We start from the raw sequence: 19,008 nt of genomic DNA, 5'->3' as shown, positions 1-19,008 counted from the left end.
AATCGCAACACAAGAAATCTTTCTAGAACCCGCAGATAATCAACGTTTAATGAGCCTCTGCGGGCCATTTGACGATAATATCAAGCAGCTAGAACGCCGCCTTGCTATCGAAATTAACCGCCGTGATAACCGCTTTAAGTTATCGGGTAAGCCACTTAATGTACAAGCGACGAGCAAAATTTTGCGTCAACTGTATGTCGATACCGCGCCTGTGCGCGGTGTTATTCCTGATATCGACCCTGAAAATATTCACTTGGCCATTTTGGATAGCCGCATTTTAGAGCAATCCGCCGAAAGCGTTCCAGACTACGGCAAAGCGGTGAATATCAAAACCAAACGTGGCGTGATAAAGCCTCGCACACCAAACCAAGCGCAATATATTGCCAATATTTTGGACCATGATATTACCTTCGGTATTGGCCCTGCAGGAACGGGGAAAACCTATTTAGCGGTAGCTGCTGCGGTCGATGCCTTAGAACGCCAAGAAGTTCGCCGCATTTTGCTTACGCGCCCTGCCGTTGAAGCTGGTGAAAAACTGGGCTTCTTACCTGGGGATTTAAGCCAGAAAGTCGACCCATATTTACGTCCGCTTTATGATGCGCTATTTGAGATGTTAGGCTTTGAAAAGGTTGAAAAACTGATTGAGCGCAACGTGATTGAAGTTGCCCCGCTGGCATACATGCGTGGTCGTACTTTAAATGATGCATTTATTATTTTAGATGAAAGTCAAAACACCACCATCGAGCAGATGAAAATGTTTTTGACGCGGATTGGGTTTAACTCCAAAGCGGTTGTGACTGGTGATATCACCCAAGTCGACTTACCGCGCGGCAGTAAATCAGGTCTACGCCATGCCATTGAAGTGCTCTCTGGCGTGGATGATTTAAGCTTTAATTTCTTCCACAGTGAAGACGTAGTTCGCCACCCTGTCGTTGCCAAAGTTGTTATGGCCTACGAAGCGTGGGAAGAACAAGATAACAAGCGCCGTCAACAGTTACGTGAAGAAAAAGAACAGCAAAAAGAGCTGGAAAAGCAGGAAAACCAATAAATGAGTGACATCATTCTCGATTTACAAATTGCGTGTGAAAACCCTGAAGGTTTACCTTCTGAAGCACTATTCGAGCGCTGGTTAGCCGCTGTGTTACCAAAATTCCAAGCTCAAAGCGAAGTCACTATCCGTGTTGTCGATGAAGCGGAAAGTCATCATCTCAACCTCACTTATCGTGGAAAAGATAAACCCACTAATGTGTTATCTTTTCCTTTTGAAGCACCACCTGAAATTGAGCTTCCTCTGCTCGGCGATTTAATTATTTGTCGCCAAGTAGTTGAACAAGAAGCTATTGAACAACAAAAAAGTGCCGAAGAACATTGGGCGCATATGGTGGTTCACGGCTGCTTGCATCTGTTAGGTTATGACCATATTGAAGATGATGAAGCTGAAGAAATGGAAGGTTTAGAAACCGAAATTTTGGCTGAATTGGGTTATGAAGACCCCTATCTTGCAGAAAAAGAGTGACCTAACTATAATTTTTTAGGCATCTTTTACGAAGAATGCATTATTTTACAAAAAACTGATGGTAATTTTGCAGATAAACCACCGGTTTTATGCTAAAAAAGAATGAAGTAAGCTGTTTTTATTAACTAACTAACGCTCTAAGTACTTTACCTGCTAACTTTTTTGTATGAGCATACGCAAGTATGTGATTCAGGTAGCCAAGTGCAGCCAACAACGCTGCGGTTCGATATATGACGAGTAACGACTATTCAATACTCTAAATAATTCGGATTGCAGCTAGGCGGCCAGCGAGGCTATCCCGATGAGCATACACAAGTATGTGATTCGGGTAGCAAGTGCAGCCAACAACGCTGCAGTTCGATATATGACGAGTAACGACTATTCAATACTCTAAATAATTCGGATTGCAACTAGGCGGCCAGCGAGGCTATCCCGATGAGCATACACAAGTATGTGATTCGGGTAGCCAAGTGCAGCCAACAACGCTGCAGTTCGATATATGACGAGTAACGACTATTCAATACTCTAAATAATTCGGATTGCAGCTAGGCGGCCAGCGAGGCTATCCCGATGAGCATACACAAGTATGTGATTCGGGTAGCCAAGTGCAGCCAACAACGCTGCGGTTCGAAGTATGACGAGTATTTTTTGAGGAAAAAAAAATTAACCGCCATGAGCGACGATAACTCTTCGAGTAGCGATAACCCTGGTCCTAAGAAAGGGTTCTTTGCACTGTTAAATCACCTTTTCCATGGTGAACCTAAAAATCGTGATGATTTAGTCGAATTAATTCGCGACTCTGAACAAAACGATTTAATCGATCCTGATACCCGTGAAATGCTTGAAGGGGTTATGGATATCGCGGATCAGCGCGTGCGCGACATTATGATCCCGCGTTCCCAAATTGTTACCTTAAAACGTAACCAAACGCTTGATGAGTGCTTGGATGTCATTATTGACTCTGCTCACTCACGCTTCCCTGTTATCAGCGAAGACAAAGACCACATTGAAGGGCTGTTGATGGCAAAAGATTTACTGCCATTTATGCGTACGGATGCCGAGCCTTTTAGTATCGATAAAGTCTTACGCCAAGCGGTTGTTGTCCCTGAAAGTAAACGAGTAGACCGATTACTCAAAGAGTTCCGTTCCCAACGCTACCATATGGCTATCGTTATCGATGAATTTGGTGGTGTTTCTGGTCTTGTGACCATTGAAGATATTTTAGAGTTGATTGTGGGTGAAATTGAAGACGAATACGACGATCAAGATGATGTCGATATTCGCCAATTGAGTCGTCATTCCTATTCTGTCCGCGCACTAACGCAGATTGAAGATTTCAATGAGGCGTTCAATACCCATTTTAGTGATGATGAAGTAGATACCGTTGGTGGCTTAGTCATGCAGGCCTTTGGTCATTTGCCTTCCCGCGGTGAAACCATCACAATAGATAATTATCAGTTTAAAGTTGCTATGGCAGACAGTCGCCGAATTCTTCTGCTTCACGTGAAAATTCCAGACGATGCGCCAGTTCCTACTTTGGAAGAAGAACAGACTTAATGAACTCAACATCTATGTATCAAAGCCAGTGGTTGCGGTTACTGCTGGCTTTATTATTCGGAGCCAGTGGAACACTGGCTTTTTCGCCTTTTGACATCTGGCCTGCTGCGCTACTCTCAATTTTATTTCTCCAGCTACTCACCCTAGAACGTAATACAAAACAATCTTTTGCGATAGGTTTTGCATGGGGCTTTGGCCTATTTGGCAGTGGCGTCAATTGGGTTTACGTCAGTATTGCTGATTTCGGCGGAATGCCAGGCCCAGTCAACGTCTTTATTGTTATTTTATTAGCCGCTTACCTTTCGCTGTATACAGGGCTATTTGGCGGGTTATTGGCTAAATTTGCGCCTAAAGCCAATATTTGGCGTTTGGTTTTTGCCGCTCCCGCCCTCTGGCAAGTCACCGAATTTCTGCGTGGTTGGGTGTTAACAGGCTTCCCATGGCTGCAATTTGGTTATAGCCAAATTGATGGGCCGATGAAAGCACTCGCCCCTGTATTTGGGGTGGAAATGGTTACATTGCTATTATTTAGCATCAGTGGCCTGTTAGTACTCGCTATCTTGCGCCGCAGCTTTGTTGCGCTCACAGTTGCAGTTGTTTTGATTTTTGCCCCATTAATTGCCAAAAATGTGCAGTGGTTCACCCCCCTTGATGGCAAAAAAATGGAAGTGGCACTGGTTCAAGGCAATATTCCTCAATCAATGAAGTGGGAAGCCAGCTTTTTACAAAAAACCAAAGACACCTACATGGAGCTCTCTCGACCGTATATCGGTAAAGCCTCTTTGATTATTTGGCCTGAATCAGCAGTACCTTCCGTTGAGCTCGATAACCAGACCTGGCTTAAATCTCTCGACCAATTATTAGCGGAGTCAAATACTCAGTTAATTACAGGGATTGTGGATGCAAGGCCAATAGATGGTGAATATACTTTCTATAATACAATCATTGTATTAGGGGATAAAAAACCGTATTTATACCCGTCTAAAAACCGATATAACAAACACCATTTAGTACCATTTGGTGAATATGTACCTTTAGAAGATTTGCTGCGCCCTATCGCCCCTTTCTTTAATTTGCCAATGTCGGGTTTTAGCCGTGGTGATTACGAACAAGCGCAATTAGCGGTTGGCAATATTCATCTGACCGCAGCTATTTGTTATGAGATTATTTTAGGTACGCAGGTCAGGGATAACTTTAAACCAGATAGCGACTACTTACTTACCGTTTCAAATGATGCATGGTTTGGAAAATCCATAGGCCCTTGGCAGCACTTCCAAATGGCGCGGATGCGTTCCTTGGAGTTAGGTCGCCCACTATTACGCTCAACCAATAACGGTATCACAGCAGTGATCAGTGCAGATGGTTCTATTCAAGATATGCTTCCACAATTCAAAACTGCCACGCTTGCTACAGAAGTGACACCAACCACAGGGTTAACCCCTTATGCACGCTGGAGCAACTACCCAATGTGGGGAGCTGTCGTGGTCTTTGGTGTGCTTGGTTTTGCAATGAACCGACGCCGTAAGCACTGAGTTATTAACTGGCCTCAATAGTCAATAAACGTCTATTGAGGCTAGTGATATTAAACTAAGCAATGAGTTGCCCCTGTATATCAGCAATTCCCACCGTTACAATACATCCTGCGTTAAATTGCAAAAAATCCTCTTCAATCCCATCTGAAAAAATCACGCCGTTATCAGGCATTAAAGACTCCAATGCTAACGGGCTATTAGGTTCTATCGTTCCAAATACCCACTTTATACCCGTTGTTTTACTGAGAAATGGCTCTCTCACGCTAAACTGTAACTTATTATCTCCCCATGCAAATCCACTCGCAAGTGGATGGTTTTTCGTGCCTGTTATAGCCTGAGCCCCCGCTAAAATAGATTGAAACCACCCTGTTGACCCTAATCCTGTCGAAATAATGATCCCTGAGGACGACTGAAACTCTTGTTCACCTTGCCAGTTAAGGAGATACCGCGCTGATGTATGGCTTTTCGGGCCAATAAATAAGTCATTTACCGCCAATAAAGACTGCCCATCATTCGTTATCGCCTCAGCAAAAGTGACCGACTTTTGCGCCATTTTCCCTTTTAATGTTTGAGTCACGACCTCCTTTAATTGGCCTATTTCAAAAGGTAATAACTTACCATCCCAGCGTTTTGGATCTGGATTGATAGCAATCACAGGCTGCCCCTGCAAGTATTTTAACGTATTCGCGACCAAGCCATCTTGCCCAATCACCACCACAATATCCTGTTTGGAAAATTGATAACTGGGCAATAATTTTCTTTCTAGTAATTGAAATCGACCTAGTGATTTCAGTACTGATTCTGCTTGAACTAATTGTCGCTGGTATAAATCATGTTCAAGCAAATAATCATCAACTTCAACATGGTTATGTTCTAAATAGAATTTCGCTTGCGGCCATGTATTAAAACGTTCAATGAGTTCTTGTAAGCGTGTCTTACGCATAACCAAAACAAAACGTGCATCATCAATTACTTTCATTATTTAGCCCCCTTTTTCATTAATTGACCGAATAAATCAGGGGAGATATTGAGCTCACCTATTTTCCCTGCATTTTGAGCCAGTGATTCAAACGCCATCGCCATCAACTGTTCAGGGCCCATTTTGGCAAGGGCTAACGCTTTTAAGTTCTCCACGGGTAATTGGCTATAAGCTTTCATTTTTGATTCAATGGCATAAGCATCCGCATCGGATTGAATACGCTGGTTCCCGACACTAAGTGCCACCAATTCTTGGCGTTTCTCTTCAGCATTCACTTGTGCGGTCAGTTCCTCTTGTTCAATTTCAGCCCGCTCACGTAATAATTTACGTTCATTGTCTAACCGAGCTTCTTCGATTTGCTGCTCCTTTGCTTGAACAGAAAGATCGGTTTCTAATTCAGCTTCCTTGATAGTGCGTTCTTGTTCAACGGAGAATTTGCGCCTTGCGTAAATAGCATCATCCGCCTCTTTTAAAATAGACTCCCTCGCCTGCGCTTCAAGTGCTTTCAAGGTTTCTGGCGATGGTGTAATCGCTGCAATAGAGACCTCAAGAATGTCTATTCCTAATGAATTGATAACCGACTGCTCAGTTAACTGCTGGGAAACCAACGTGACTAATGAACGGCTAATTAATAGTGCATCACGTAATGATGTACTTTGGATTTTTGCTTGGATCACTGTTTGTGCTGCTCGTACTACCCTGTCGCTCATCTTTAACGGATCTTCAGATGAATAGCCTTTCCCATCTTTAGTTAAGTTAAAATTTAATACATCGGCCGTTTTTTCAGGCTCTTTGACTTGAAATGAAATTTGCCCCTGTACTCGTAAGCTTTGAAAATCAGCCGTTTGCAGATTAAAAATAAACGGCGCCTCTTGAGCATTGAGAGGCAAAGCGGCTATCGATGTTTTGTCTGCGTTATACCAAAAACTGATCCCTTTGCCTTGCTTACGTACCTTTCCATTCACTGATTGAATAACAAAAGTGGATGAGTCTGCTTTGAAATATTTAAAGTTAATCATAGTGGAATCCTCATTAATGTCTTTATGACTTTAATTAATTATTGTCCTATAGACACAAACAAGTCAAGCATTAAATGTCTTAATGACAATAATTGTTTTTGCGTGTATGATTTAGCCCTATACTTCATCTTTAACGTTGAGTGGTAACAATATGAATGAAAAAGAGTTTCTCGCTAGCTATGACAGAAAAGATTACTTATCACCTTTACTCACTGTCGATGCCGTTTTGTTTACTTACCATGAAAACACGTTGAAGGTATTACTGGTTGAACGAGCAAGTTTCCCCGAAAAAGGGAAATGGGGCTTACCCGGGGGATTTATTGATGAGCAAAGTGATCAAACGTTAGAAGAGACGGTTTTGCGCAAACTAAACGAAAAAACAGGCGTGATCCCCCCTTATATTGAGCAACTTTGTACAGTCGGCAACCACCAACGCGATCCGCGTGGTTGGTCTGTAACAGTGTGCTATACCGCGCTGATCGCTTACCAAGCCTGCAACGCGCATATTGAAACGGTGGACTCCGTCAAATGGGTGGCGATTGATGAGATTGAGCATCTTTCTCTCGCTTTTGATCATCTAGAACTTTACCAACAAGCCAGAGCACGCTTAACACAAAAATCACTGTATTCCATTGTGCCAGGATTTGCCCTTCCCGATGAATTCACCTTAGCAGAATTGCAACATGTGCATGAAGTCTTGATTGGTAAGCCATTGCAAAATAAGTCTTTTAGACGTCGCCTAGAACAAGCAGATTTATTGATTGATACAGGGAAAAAGCGCCATGAGCGCGGCCGACCCGCTAATTTATACCGTTTAAAGCCCCAATCAGCCGATTACCGTTTTATTCGCAATTTAGAGTTTTAGCTATTGATATGCCTGATAAAAATGCTTATCAGGCACTATAAAAGAGATTAGTGGCAAATAGCTGGCGTCACAATGTAGGTGAAAACCAATTTATCTGATTTATGGTAATTGTGTGTGATCCCTTCAGGGAACATTTCATGCAGCATTTTCATGCCAACGTCTTTACCACAATAGTTTTTATCTAAGATTTCACGCATATTTTGCTGCCAGTTCTTTCCTTCCAGAACATTATCAGGGATCCCCTTGATGGTGTACTGATAAAACAGCATACCATTTTGGTTTGCCGTAACTTCCGTCAATAATGTGACGTCGTCAATCAACATCGGTAATGCTTTTGCCATTTCGGTCAAGAAAACCTCTCGTAATAACGTCGGGTCATCGTCTCCTTTGGCATTAAACGCATTAATTTTCTCTTCCGTTGAATTGGCTTTGATTTCATCATAACGCTGTTTTAATTCTGAATTTGCCGTCGTTCCTGATGTTTGTTCAACGGGCTTTTTCTCTTCGGCATCGGGGGAACATCCCGCAATTAATACCGCACCTAGCAATAACCCAACCACTTTTTTGAACACAACCATCCCATCCACCCATTTTATTATTTATATGCCAGATGAGTTTACCACAACGATAAATTAAACTTATAGACGGAAAAGTCCCCTTTTTTAACCCAAAGGGGACAATGAAGATACTAAAATGAGGCCAACCACATGCGCATTTTTAAGCCGTAAGAACTGGTCCAGCCCGAAGTAAAACTGACTAATTCACCGTTATCAATCACCATAAATGTTGGTGTTGCACTAACCCCCACTGCATTGGAAAGCTGCCCGCTAATGTCGTTGATCACAGGAAACGTTAAGTCCTTGCTTTCCATTCCTTTTATTAAACGCGGTGTTTCACCCGAACGTATTGCAACCGAGATAATTGGCATACCTGATTGACTTAAATCGGATACCGTTGGCGATGTTAAATTGCATACCCCACACCATGTTGCCCAGAAATAAACCAATATGGGTTTTTCCTTGCTTAGTTCAGCCAATGAAACGGTCTCACCATTAACCAAAGTGTGTTGCTCCAATAGCACAGGTGCAAGCGCTTGTGGTTTGCGCCACAAGTCCATGACGGTAAAAGCAATAAATAAAATAATCGCCAAAACAATAATTTCTTTAGACCACTTTTTCAGTTTATTCATAAGGTTATTAACCTATTTGTTATCAAATAGTACAAATCTAGAATGTAAGAAACCAAAACATTCAATTGAAATGAATGCCTTGCTATTTAAAATGCTTGGTTTTTATCCTCTAAATAATTCGCGTTATGGCTAGGCGGCAAACGAGACTATCGTGGGGAGCATACACAAGTATGTGACCCACGTAGTCAAGAGCAGCCAACAACGCCATAACACGAAGTATGACGAGATAATTTATCCTCTAAATAATTCGTGTTGAGGCTAGGCGGCAAACGAGACTATCGTGGGGAGCATACATAAGTATGTTACCCACGTAGTCGAGAGCAGCCAACAACGCCATAACACGAAGTATGACGAGGATAACCAACAACGCCACAGCGCGAAGTATGACGAGGATAACGAGGATATTATTTGAGCTTAGCGAGCTGCTCCTTCACCACCTCTTCAAACTGCTGTGCATCGATAGCCCCTGGGATCATCTCATCACCCACCAGCGTTGCAGGCGTTCCGTTTACCCCAAGTTTTTCTGCTAACATCATATTTGTACGAATGCCTTCACGGCTTTTCTCACTCGCTTTAAGCTTGTCGTTACCCGTTGCTTTGAGCGCATCTTTGATATTTGCATCTGACAGCATGCCTTGCTTTTGCATAAATTTATGATGCAATGCTTCAAATGCTTTCGGGTCTTCTTGCCAGAGTGTCATGGTTAATTGTGCTGAATCTAACGATGTTTGGCCTTTAAATGGTAAATACTTGATCACCACTGCAACGTCATCTGGGTATTTTTTCACGATATCCATCAGTTGTGGGTCAAAACGTTTGCAATATGGGCAGTTAAAATCGGTAAAGTTAACTAACACCAACTTGGCATCTTTTTTACCTATGCGCGGGCTTGTTGGGTCGTTAAATAAGGCATTGTGCTCGGCTTTTAGCGTTTCTTTCATCTGCGCTTGTTGTTTTTCACCTTGCTTCGCTTGCAGCGCAACAATAGCTTCTTCCAAAATTTCTGGGTTTTCAACTAACGTATCACGTACCAATTTACGCACTTGCGCTTCTTGGTCTGCCGTTAATGGGGCGGCTTGAGCTGTTGCCCCTATCATGAGAGATGAAAATAGAACAGCTAAAATTGTTTTTTTCATTTTGTGGCTCCTTTGGCCTGATTCATAACTGAGATTAACGATTCACGGTCAAGTATTGTTGACAGCACCTCGCCGTCGGCCAAGTTAGGGCCATAAATCTGATTAAAAGGAACTGCTACTTGCCCACGTTTTTGCAAGAACGCAGTAATTTCAGGAGACGGTTTGGTCCAATCTCCACGTAATGCGACAACATCTGGCTCACCTAATAGCTGCTGAATATCATCTCTTAATAGTACATTGTATTTATTTGCCTTGCAGGTAACACACCACTCTGCCGTTACATCAATAAAAACGCGCTTGTTTTGTGCTAGGGCATCGGTAATTGCCTGCTCAGTTAAAGGTTGCCAATTCACTGTATCTTTGACTAATGAGCGACTTCCTGCCTGCTGTCCTTGGGTCATCCAAACAAAAGTGCCCGCAAACAATGTAAATAATACTAAGGGGAAAATAGCCGCTTTTATCCCTTTTTTGATAGCAATAAAGACCACCAGCAAGACTAAGAATATCATGGCAATCGCGGTGGAGTAGGTTGCACCAAAATGAGGAATTAATAAGCTAATTAACCAAAGGCTAGACACTAACATCATCAAGCCAAGCACCGCGCGTAATTTCAGCATCCATGTGCCAGGTTTCGGAAGTAATTTTGCAATAGCAGGGAAAGCGGCAATCAGTAACCAAGGTAAACTCATTCCAATACCTAATGCAGTGAAAATTAACCATAACTCACTCATTGGCGCGGCGAGCGCAAAGGCTACAGCGGTGCCCAAAAATGGTGCAGAACACGGAGTGGCTAATAACGTTGCAAATACGCCTTGCCAGAAATGCCCACTATTCCCCTGTCCCCCCGCTGTCGCGAGGCGTGTATTCGCTTTACTGCCAAGGTTAATTTCGAATAAACCGAATAAATTTGCTGTAAACAATGCGGTAACTAGAACCATAAAACCAATAAACCACGGGTTTTGGAATTGAATTCCCCAACCAACTGCTTGCTGGCCAACACGTAACAGCGTCATCAACAGTGCGAGTAACCAGAAAGAAACTAAGATCCCAGAGGAAGAGAGTAAAAATTGACGACGAATGGTTTTTTGTTCACCCTGTGGCACCATCAATACGGAGCCGAGTTTCATTGCAAGCACAGGAAGAACGCATGGCATCAAATTAAGAATTAGTCCGCCAACGACAGCGAACAAGACCACTTGCCACAACGAAATTGCGCTTCCCGCTCCATTTGGGCTAATTGTGCCAGTAAATGGCGTCACTTCACTGCTAATTTGCTGGGAAATGTCACCATCAGTGACCACAAATGATACGGTTTTTCCTGTTAAGTTTGGTGATTCCTCCCCCCAATCATCACTTACATCAATGATTGCGGTAAGGCTATTCCCTGATGTTTTAATCACTGGCACCCCTAAAACAGCGCCATCGACTACATCAGTGAAAATATTTGGTTTAATCCATGCACTACCTGAATTTTTTTGCAGCTCAATAACCAATTTTTCATTGGCAAAACCCGCTTTTGCTTGCTCAACCAAACCACTCGTTGGTGGCACGGCCCCTTTGGCTTGGTTAAAAGCCCACGTAAAATCAGCGGGGGCTGGCTCCGTTAAATCAAGCTCAAAAGGATAATCGGTTAAAATACAGACATTGCTACAGGTCGATAACGTTAAAACACCTGTTAATTTATCGAGTTTGTCTTTGCTAGAGACTGTAATGGGGAAAATAATATCGCCCATATAGCCTTGAGTTGACACCCCAGCCACATCAAAACGCCCAGGTGCGGGCCATTGCCAATCTATTGTATCGACGGGTGTTGACCAAACGATTTCAGGTGCGACGCCCCCTTCTCCCGGTGAGCGCCAATAGGTCTTCCAACCATCATCGAGTTTCACATCCAGCAAAATATCAATTTTGCCATCGTCCTGTTGAGTCGAACTCAGCAAACGCACTTGTGCATGCATTGGGGTGTTATCACTCATCCACCCAGTTTTTGCAGGTTGCAGCCACCCCGTATCCGCAGCCTGTAAGCTGCTCGAAAATAGAGCAAATAAAATCAAAAATGAATTAATTAAAAAACGCATTGTTTCCTCCAGAATAAATTACACCAACGAATTGAAATTCGTTGTGCGCTAATTCCGAAGATTACAAAACTGTAAGTGTCGTCTGACTCTTGGAGGGGCATGCTTTTCTTCATTGTTTGCTCTAGATATAAATAGATTAGTGCAAAATACCATTAATGCAGCTAAAGCAAGAAACATAAAGAAGAAAGGCTCGATAACAGCAGGTAGCAAAGTGATTAATGATTTAGCACTAAGCTCACAACTAGAAAGATGCGTACTGCTATCACTTTGTTCTAATTGAGATTTATCGGTATAGGTAAGGTTAGATCCAGCATGACTTTGTGCGTGAACTAAAACGTTCGGCACAAAAAAATTGGCAAATAGACGCTCTCCGACGGCGCGCTGATTCATACAAATCAATACCATCAGACAGGCGAATATCACTAATCCTTTACCTAATTTTAAATGCCTGTTCATGCGTTTCTCGGTATATCTTCCTGAAATAACACCAATTAAACAACTTTAGCAATAATAACGGTAGAAATCTAACTTTGACTAAAACCGTTATGCCATCTATAAGTTAAATGGAGGTTACATCTTACACAGCAAAACATTCCGTACAAGTAGCATCATCTAACTTTACAAATACATTTCCCTTTTCGATAAACAAAAACTTACCTATCTCTAAAACTCGGCACAGAAATTGCTACATCTTATACAGGAATGAAAGTGGCGATAGTTTGCACCCTAACAGTGCGCGATTATCAGTTTTAAACAATTTTTAGTCGTTATTCACCATATTAGTGCGCTGATTCAAGAATGCACCAAATAATATGCGAGATAGCTCCCGAAATTGAAACAATCCATTTTCATTAGTTAACAAATTTAATTACTTTTTAACAATAATAAAACATACAGCCGATGATCGTGGCGTTATCGAAATCCTCGACACATCAGCAAACATAACACAACAAAACTAACGTCATTCAAGTGTAACCTCGTTCCATGACAGGTCACCTTTGAAATATGACGGGTTTACACCGATGTTCTAAAGGAGCTGTAATTATGCGTATAAGTAAGCTTGTATTATCAATGATGATTTTAGGTGCGACCTGCGCAGTTCAAGCAGACGAGCTAAACGGGACTCTGAAAAAAATCAAAGATAACGGTGTCATTGTTGTTGGTCACCGTGAATCTTCTGTACCGTTTTCCTACTATGACAATAACCAGAAAGTCGTTGGTTATTCACAGGATTACTCAAACGAAATCGTTGATGCAGTGAAGAAAAAATTAAATATGCCAGATCTGCAAGTGAAATTAATCCCAATTACGTCGCAAAACCGTATCCCATTGTTACAAAATGGCACCTTTGACTTCGAGTGTGGCTCAACCACCAATAATATAGAAAGACAAAAACAAGCGGCGTTCTCCAACACAATTTTCGTGGTTGGTACACGCTTACTGACTAAGAACGATTCTGGCGTCAAAGATTTTGCGGACTTAGCAGGGAAAAACGTTGTTGTAACCTCTGGTACAACGTCTGAAATCCTGTTAAATCAATTAAATGACGAAAAAAACATGAAAATGCGCATTATCAGCGCCAAAGACCATGGTGATTCATTCCGTACTTTAGAATCTGGCCGTGCCGTTGCCTTTATGATGGATGACGCACTGCTAGCGGGTGAACGTGCTAAAGCGAAAAAACCTGAAATTTGGGAAATCGTTGGTAAGCCACAAACTGAAGAAGCCTATGGCTGTATGTTGCGTAAAGACGACCCACAATTCAAAGCTCTGGTTGACGAAACTATCGCAACCGCACAAACCTCAGGCAAAGCTGAAAAATCCTTTGATCGTTGGTTTAACCAACCTATCCCACCAAAAAATCTGAATCTGAAGTTTACGTTGTCCGATGAAATGAAAGCACTGTTTAAAGCGCCAAATGACAAAGCACTAAACTAATAAAAAAGACAAACAGGGTGTTACTGGAAGTAAGGGTTGCAAGGCGGTCGTTCCCCGCCTTGCTCACTCTTCACAGTATTCGGGACAATCTAATTGCCCACAGGAAGTCAAAATTATGTCAATTAATTGGAATTGGGGAATATTCCTTCAGGAAGCCCCGTTTGGGAATACCACTTATTTAGGGTGGTTAATATCTGGCCTAGAAGTCACTGTCACACTTTCTATTTGCGCATGGATTATCGCATTCTTAGTCGGTTCATTTTTCGGTATTTTACGTACAGTCCCTAACCGCTTTTTAGCCTTTTTAGGTACCGCTTATGTGGAATTATTCCGTAACGTGCCACTCATCGTGCAATTCTTCACGTGGTATTTAGTGATCCCTGAGCTGCTTCCCCGCTCAATTGGCGATTGGTTTAAAATGGAGTTAGATCCTAACTATCAATTTTTTATTTCTTCAATGTTATGTCTGGGGTTATTTACCGCAGCACGTATGACCGAACAGGTACGCGCCGCAATACAATCACTGCCTAGAGGGCAAAAAAGCGCAGCGTTAGCGATGGGCTTAACCTTGCCACAAACCTATCGTTACGTATTATTGCCAAATGCGTATCGCGTGATCTTGCCACCAATGACCTCAGAAATGTTGAACTTGGTGAAAAACTCTGCCATTGCCTCCACCATCGGCTTAGTCGATATGGCGGCACAAGCAGGTAAGCTGCTCGATTACTCAGCTCACGCATGGGAATCATTCACTGCAATTACATTAGCTTATGTAGGTATTAACGTCGTCATTATGATTTTGATGGCGCTATTAGAGCGCAAAGTTCGCTTACCTGGCACATTAGGAGGGCGATAAAATGATTTATGACTTTGATTGGAGCTCAATTGCCCCAAGCATGCCCTTCTTAATTGATGGCTTTATTGTAACGGCTAAAATCACATTAACTGCTATTGTGGTGGGGATTTTATGGGGAACCGTCTTGGCGGTCATGCGTTTATCAACTTTCAAGCCAATTAGCTGGTTTGCTGCGCTTTACGTGAATACGTTCCGTTCCATTCCACTCGTTATGGTCTTGTTATGGTTCTATTTAATCGTTCCAAGCTTATTACAAAATGTTCTAGGCTTATCACCAAAAAATGATATTCGTTTGATTTCAGCAATGATAGCCTTCTCTCTTTTTGAAGCGGCTTATTACTCCGAAATCATTCGTGCGGGTATTCAAAGCATTTCCCGTGGACAAGCCTCTGCTGCGTTAGCGCTAGGCATGACACAAATGCAAACCATGAGACTCGTCGTGTTACCGCAAGCGTTTAAAGCGATGGTACCACTGTTATTAACACAAGGTATTGTGTTATTTCAGGACTCATCCCTTGTGTATGTCCTGAGCTTAACCGACTTCTTCCGTACCGCCACAAATATTGGTGAGCGAGATGGCACACAGGTAGAGATGGTACTGTTTGCAGGTCTGGTGTACTTTATTATCAGTTTTGGCGCTTCAATGTTAGTGAATTATCTTAAGAAAAGGACTGTTTCATGATTACCCTGAAAAATGTATCCAAATGGTATGGCCAATTTCAGGTGCTCACAGACTGCACAACTGAAGTTAAAAAAGGTGAAGTTGTCGTCGTATGTGGGCCATCTGGTTCGGGTAAATCCACATTAATAAAAACAGTGAATGGCTTAGAACCTATTCAGCAGGGTGAGATTTTTGTGAATGATATTCAAGTCAATAGCAAAAAAACAGACCTTGCAAAACTACGTTCTAAAGTGGGGATGGTATTCCAACACTTTGAATTATTTCCACATTTATCGATTATTGAAAACTTAACACTGGCGCAAGTTAAAGTGTTAAATCGCGATAAAAAGGAAGCAGAAGCAAAAGGGCTTAAGCTCTTAGAACGAGTTGGCTTAGCAAGTCATGCAAATAAGTTCCCAGCGCAATTATCTGGTGGCCAACAACAGCGCGTTGCTATCGCTCGCGCACTTTGTATGGATCCAATCGCAATGCTGTTCGATGAACCCACATCAGCACTTGACCCAGAAATGATCAACGAAGTGCTAGATGTCATGGTGGAACTCGCCAATGAAGGCATGACCATGATGGTGGTCACGCACGAAATGGGCTTCGCCAAAAAAGTGGCTAATCGCGTGATTTTTATGGATGAAGGGAAGATTGTTGAGGATAGTAAAAAAGAAGAGTTCTTTGCTAACCCGCAATCCGACCGCGCCAAAGATTTCTTAGCGAAAATTTTGCATTAATTTTTTACAGGGAGCCACTTGGCTCCCTCCTCTTCAGATTGCAATTTCACACCGATTCACACACCAAATTGCGATTATCCGCGAATAAAAATCCACAACAACTCGCTGAATTTGAAATAGTTCAAGAAACCACTACCATTTGCCTGACTTTTTAGTTAAGTTGTTTGGTTATCAGAGTAAAATATTCTGACTCCGTTCCCCGAAAAGCAATATCCAGCTTCCCCCGTAGGTTCAGCTAATCAACTATTGTTGTTTTCGGTGAGGATCCGCTATGCTATGCGGATCTTAATTAAGAAAGACATTCACGCTACAAATGTAGCATTTATTCACCATAGGATTATCGGTGCCATGCAAGAACAATATCGTCCAGAAGATATAGAGCCTAAAGTACAGCGTCACTGGGATGAAAAAGCAACTTTCAAAGTGACTGAAGACAACAGCAAAGAAAAATACTACTGCCTGTCCATGCTACCTTACCCTTCTGGTCGACTACACATGGGCCATGTACGTAACTACACCATGGGTGACGTTATCTCTCGTTACCAACGTTTGTTGGGGAAAAACGTTCTCCAACCAATTGGTTGGGATGCGTTTGGTCTACCTGCTGAAGGTGCTGCGGTTAAAAATAACACTGCTCCTGCGCCATGGACTTATGCCAATATTGATTACATGAAAAGCCAGCTTAAAATGCTCGGCTTCGGTTACGATTGGGATCGCGAAGTCACGACTTGTACCCCTGAATATTACCGTTGGGAACAATGGTTCTTCACTAAGCTGTATGAAAAGGGTTTAGTGTATAAAAAAACCTCAGCGGTCAACTGGTGTCCACATGACTTAACCGTTCTGGCTAATGAACAAGTCATTGATGGGTGCTGCTGGCGTTGTGATACCCCAGTTGAGCGCAAAGAAATCCCACAATGGTTCATCAAGATTACTGACTACGCAGAAGAGTTGCTCAACGATCTGGACAAATTGGACGATTGGCCTGAGCAAGTTAAAACGATGCAACGCAACTGGATCGGCCGCTCCGAGGGGACTGAGATCACCTTTAATGTTGCTGACCGCGATGAAACCTTAACGGTTTATACCACTCGCCCTGATACCTTTATGGGTGCAACTTATGTTGCCGTTGCCGCAGGTCACCCTTTAGCAAAAGAAGCCGCTACAAATAATCCTGAATTAGCGCAATTTATTGATGAATGCCGTAACACCAAAACCGCAGAAGCGGATATGGCAACGATGGATAAAAAAGGGATGGCAACAGGCTTATTCGTTGTACATCCATTGACTCAAGAAAAACTGCCAATTTGGGTCGCAAACTTTGTATTAATGGAATACGGTACTGGCGCGGTTATGGCCGTCCCTGCTCACGACCAACGTGACTGGGAGTTTGCTCGCAAATACAATCTGCCAATTAAAGCCGTCATTGCTGATGCAGAAGGCAACGAGCCTGATTTATCCCAAGAAGCCATGACGGAGAAAAACGCACTGATTAATTCAGGTGAATTCAGCGGGTTAGACCATCAAGCTGGTTTCAATGCGATTTCAGACAAACTTGTTGCACTGGGTGCAGGCCAACGTAAAGTCAACTATCGCTTACGTGACTGGGGTGTTTCACGTCAACGTTACTGGGGCGCGCCAATCCCAATGGCAACATTGGAAGACGGCACTGTCGTTCCTGTTCCAGAAGATCAACTGCCTGTGATTTTGCCTGAAGATGTTGTGATGAACGGCATTACCAGCCCGATTAAAGCAGATCCTGAGTGGGCGAAAATGACCATTAATGGTCAACCTGCACTACGTGAAACAGATACCTTCGATACCTTTATGGAATCTTCTTGGTACTACGCACGTTATACTTGCCCTCAATATGATGACGGTATGTTAGACCCAGCCGCAGCTAACTACTGGTTACCTGTAGACCAATATATTGGCGGTATTGAACACGCTATCATGCACTTAATGTATTTCCGTTTCTTCCACAAATTGATGCGTGATGCAGGGCTGGTCAACTCCGATGAACCCGCAAAACGCCTACTGTGCCAAGGCATGGTACTTGCTGATGCATTCTATTACACGGGAAGCGATGGACAACGTGTTTGGGTTTCCCCTGCTGATGCCATTGTTGAACGTGATGACAAAAACCGTATTACTAAAGCTGTAGACAATGAAGGCCATGAACTGGTTTATACTGGTATGAGCAAAATGTCTAAGTCTAAAAATAACGGTATTGACCCACAATTAATGGTCGAAAAATACGGCGCAGATACGGTTCGTTTATTCATGATGTTTGCAGCACCGCCTGAGCTAACCCTTGAATGGCAAGAGTCTAGCGTTGAAGGCGCCAACCGCTTCGTTCGCCGTGTTTGGCGTTTAGTGCATGAACATTCTCAAAAAGGCGCTACATCTCCTTTAGATATCAGTGCATTAACGACAGAGCAAAAAGACTTACGCCGTGACCTACACAAAACAATCGCTAAAGTCTCTGATGATTTTAGTCGCCGTTATGCATTTAACACGGCAATTGCCGCGATCATGGAGTTCTTGAACAAATTAGTCCGTGCTCCACAAGAAACCGAGCAAGACCGTGCATTAGTCCAAGAGTCTCTCGAAGCCATTACACTGATGCTGTCACCTATTATCCCACATGCTTGCTTTGAAATGTGGAAAGCTTTGGGTCATCAAACAGACATCGATTTCGCACAGTGGCCTGTTGCTGATGAAAAAGCCATGATTGATGACACTAAGTTGGTTGTCGTTCAAGTCAATGGCAAGGTGCGTGGTCGTATTACCGTTCCAGCCGATGCGACACAAGAATTTGTCTTAGAAATGGCGCAACAAGAGCCTAGCGTGTCAAAATACCTTGAAGAGGTGAGTATTCGCAAAGTAATCTATGTTCCAGGCAAATTGCTTAACCTTGTTGTAGGTTGATATTAGGC

The 19,008-nt window shown here is 42.8% G+C and carries 17 protein-coding genes; 10 read left to right on the top strand and 7 right to left on the bottom strand.

The annotated features are described in order from the left end of the window. Window positions 1-49: 49 nt before the first annotated feature. From M1F05_RS04855 to lnt, 4 genes are all read left to right on the top strand, one after another. Window positions 50-1,048: a PhoH family protein gene (locus tag M1F05_RS04855; RefSeq protein WP_412990677.1), complete on the top strand. Its 999-nt coding sequence runs from the start codon at window positions 50-52 to the stop codon at window positions 1,046-1,048. Next, complete coding sequence (gene ybeY, locus M1F05_RS04850; RefSeq protein ID WP_206085279.1) at window positions 1,049-1,516, top strand: rRNA maturation RNase YbeY; 468 nt, start codon at window positions 1,049-1,051, stop codon at window positions 1,514-1,516. Between the two features lie 672 nt (window positions 1,517-2,188). After that, the gene (gene corC, locus M1F05_RS04845; RefSeq protein ID WP_206085473.1) at window positions 2,189-3,073 is read left to right on the top strand and encodes a CNNM family magnesium/cobalt transport protein CorC; all 885 of its coding nucleotides are present in this window, start codon (window positions 2,189-2,191) and stop codon (window positions 3,071-3,073) included. After that, a complete protein-coding gene (gene lnt, locus M1F05_RS04840) occupies window positions 3,073-4,605 on the top strand; it encodes an apolipoprotein N-acyltransferase (protein WP_206085278.1) in 1,533 nt (510 codons plus the stop codon). The genes corC and lnt overlap by 1 nt, the downstream gene beginning before the upstream one ends. 55 nt (window positions 4,606-4,660) lie before the next feature. On the opposite strand, the gene M1F05_RS04835 is transcribed toward lnt, so the two are convergent. Both M1F05_RS04835 and M1F05_RS04830 read right to left on the bottom strand, forming a co-directional pair. Then, the gene (locus M1F05_RS04835) at window positions 4,661-5,584 is read right to left on the bottom strand and encodes a sugar kinase (RefSeq protein ID WP_206085277.1); all 924 of its coding nucleotides are present in this window, start codon (window positions 5,582-5,584) and stop codon (window positions 4,661-4,663) included. After that, entirely contained in the window at window positions 5,584-6,603 is a 1,020-nt protein-coding gene (locus tag M1F05_RS04830) for an SPFH domain-containing protein (protein WP_206085276.1), read from the bottom strand. The genes M1F05_RS04835 and M1F05_RS04830 overlap by 1 nt, the downstream gene beginning before the upstream one ends. Window positions 6,604-6,754: 151 nt before the next feature. On the opposite strand from M1F05_RS04830, the gene M1F05_RS04825 reads away from it, so the two are divergent. Beyond that, window positions 6,755-7,468: an NUDIX domain-containing protein gene (locus tag M1F05_RS04825; RefSeq protein ID WP_206085275.1), complete on the top strand. Its 714-nt coding sequence runs from the start codon at window positions 6,755-6,757 to the stop codon at window positions 7,466-7,468. 47 nt (window positions 7,469-7,515) lie between these two features. Here M1F05_RS04825 and M1F05_RS04820 read toward each other — a convergent pair whose 3' ends face one another. From M1F05_RS04820 to M1F05_RS04800, 5 genes are all read right to left on the bottom strand, one after another. Next, complete coding sequence (locus tag M1F05_RS04820; RefSeq protein WP_206085274.1) at window positions 7,516-8,046, bottom strand: protein K; 531 nt, start codon at window positions 8,044-8,046, stop codon at window positions 7,516-7,518. A gap of 110 nt (window positions 8,047-8,156) precedes the next feature. Beyond that, window positions 8,157-8,657 (bottom strand): protein disulfide oxidoreductase, encoded by a 501-nt coding sequence (locus tag M1F05_RS04815; RefSeq protein WP_206085273.1) that lies wholly within the window; start codon window positions 8,655-8,657, stop codon window positions 8,157-8,159. Between the two features lie 404 nt (window positions 8,658-9,061). Beyond that, complete coding sequence (locus tag M1F05_RS04810) at window positions 9,062-9,793, bottom strand: DsbA family protein (RefSeq protein WP_206085272.1); 732 nt, start codon at window positions 9,791-9,793, stop codon at window positions 9,062-9,064. Next, window positions 9,790-11,871 carry a protein-disulfide reductase DsbD family protein gene (locus M1F05_RS04805; protein WP_206088376.1) on the bottom strand — a complete coding sequence of 694 codons (2,082 nt, stop codon included), beginning with the start codon at window positions 11,869-11,871 and terminating at the stop codon, window positions 9,790-9,792. The genes M1F05_RS04810 and M1F05_RS04805 overlap by 4 nt, the downstream gene beginning before the upstream one ends. 48 nt (window positions 11,872-11,919) lie before the next feature. Continuing rightward, a complete protein-coding gene (locus M1F05_RS04800) occupies window positions 11,920-12,327 on the bottom strand; it encodes a metal resistance protein (protein ID WP_206085270.1) in 408 nt (135 codons plus the stop codon). A gap of 588 nt (window positions 12,328-12,915) precedes the next feature. Between M1F05_RS04800 and M1F05_RS04795 the strand changes: the two genes are divergently transcribed. The 5 genes from M1F05_RS04795 (at window position 12,916) to leuS (ending at window position 19,000) form a co-directional block, all read left to right on the top strand. Continuing rightward, window positions 12,916-13,809: an amino acid ABC transporter substrate-binding protein gene (locus M1F05_RS04795; RefSeq protein ID WP_206085269.1), complete on the top strand. Its 894-nt coding sequence runs from the start codon at window positions 12,916-12,918 to the stop codon at window positions 13,807-13,809. Window positions 13,810-13,924: 115 nt separating this feature from the next. Beyond that, complete coding sequence (locus M1F05_RS04790) at window positions 13,925-14,665, top strand: amino acid ABC transporter permease (RefSeq protein ID WP_206085268.1); 741 nt, start codon at window positions 13,925-13,927, stop codon at window positions 14,663-14,665. Window positions 14,666-14,669: 4 nt separating this feature from the next. Then, window positions 14,670-15,347, top strand: a complete 678-nt coding sequence (gene gltK, locus M1F05_RS04785) for a glutamate/aspartate ABC transporter permease GltK (protein WP_206085472.1) — start codon at window positions 14,670-14,672, stop codon at window positions 15,345-15,347. Then, window positions 15,344-16,069, top strand: coding sequence for an amino acid ABC transporter ATP-binding protein (locus M1F05_RS04780; RefSeq protein ID WP_206085267.1), 726 nt, complete (start codon window positions 15,344-15,346; stop codon window positions 16,067-16,069). The genes gltK and M1F05_RS04780 overlap by 4 nt, the downstream gene beginning before the upstream one ends. Before the next feature lie 348 nt (window positions 16,070-16,417). Continuing rightward, entirely contained in the window at window positions 16,418-19,000 is a 2,583-nt protein-coding gene (gene leuS / locus M1F05_RS04775) for a leucine--tRNA ligase (protein ID WP_206085266.1), read from the top strand. Window positions 19,001-19,008: the final 8 nt, after the last annotated feature.

The organism is Providencia sp. PROV252, from assembly GCF_033676005.1.
Taxonomy (GTDB): domain Bacteria; phylum Pseudomonadota; class Gammaproteobacteria; order Enterobacterales; family Enterobacteriaceae; genus Providencia; species Providencia vermicola.
This window is presented reverse-complemented; position numbering and strand designations above follow the sequence as displayed.

What these genes read in the sequence shown, in the direction of transcription:
- M1F05_RS04790 (WP_206085268.1), top strand. Translation starts at nt 13,925, where the DNA reads ATGTCAATTAATTGGAATTGGGGAATATTCCTTCAGGAAGCCCCGTTT.
- M1F05_RS04815 (WP_206085273.1), bottom strand. Translation starts at nt 8,657, where the DNA reads ATGAATAAACTGAAAAAGTGGTCTAAAGAAATTATTGTTTTGGCGATT.
- M1F05_RS04805 (WP_206088376.1), bottom strand. Translation starts at nt 11,871, where the DNA reads ATGCGTTTTTTAATTAATTCATTTTTGATTTTATTTGCTCTATTTTCG.
- M1F05_RS04810 (WP_206085272.1), bottom strand. Translation starts at nt 9,793, where the DNA reads ATGAAAAAAACAATTTTAGCTGTTCTATTTTCATCTCTCATGATAGGG.
- corC (WP_206085473.1), top strand. Translation starts at nt 2,189, where the DNA reads ATGAGCGACGATAACTCTTCGAGTAGCGATAACCCTGGTCCTAAGAAA.
- lnt (WP_206085278.1), top strand. Translation starts at nt 3,073, where the DNA reads ATGAACTCAACATCTATGTATCAAAGCCAGTGGTTGCGGTTACTGCTG.
- M1F05_RS04800 (WP_206085270.1), bottom strand. Translation starts at nt 12,327, where the DNA reads ATGAACAGGCATTTAAAATTAGGTAAAGGATTAGTGATATTCGCCTGT.
- M1F05_RS04835 (WP_206085277.1), bottom strand. Translation starts at nt 5,584, where the DNA reads ATGAAAGTAATTGATGATGCACGTTTTGTTTTGGTTATGCGTAAGACA.
- leuS (WP_206085266.1), top strand. Translation starts at nt 16,418, where the DNA reads ATGCAAGAACAATATCGTCCAGAAGATATAGAGCCTAAAGTACAGCGT.
- M1F05_RS04825 (WP_206085275.1), top strand. Translation starts at nt 6,755, where the DNA reads ATGAATGAAAAAGAGTTTCTCGCTAGCTATGACAGAAAAGATTACTTA.
- M1F05_RS04855 (WP_412990677.1), top strand. Translation starts at nt 50, where the DNA reads ATGAGCCTCTGCGGGCCATTTGACGATAATATCAAGCAGCTAGAACGC.
- M1F05_RS04780 (WP_206085267.1), top strand. Translation starts at nt 15,344, where the DNA reads ATGATTACCCTGAAAAATGTATCCAAATGGTATGGCCAATTTCAGGTG.
- M1F05_RS04820 (WP_206085274.1), bottom strand. Translation starts at nt 8,046, where the DNA reads ATGGTTGTGTTCAAAAAAGTGGTTGGGTTATTGCTAGGTGCGGTATTA.
- ybeY (WP_206085279.1), top strand. Translation starts at nt 1,049, where the DNA reads ATGAGTGACATCATTCTCGATTTACAAATTGCGTGTGAAAACCCTGAA.
- M1F05_RS04795 (WP_206085269.1), top strand. Translation starts at nt 12,916, where the DNA reads ATGCGTATAAGTAAGCTTGTATTATCAATGATGATTTTAGGTGCGACC.
- M1F05_RS04830 (WP_206085276.1), bottom strand. Translation starts at nt 6,603, where the DNA reads ATGATTAACTTTAAATATTTCAAAGCAGACTCATCCACTTTTGTTATT.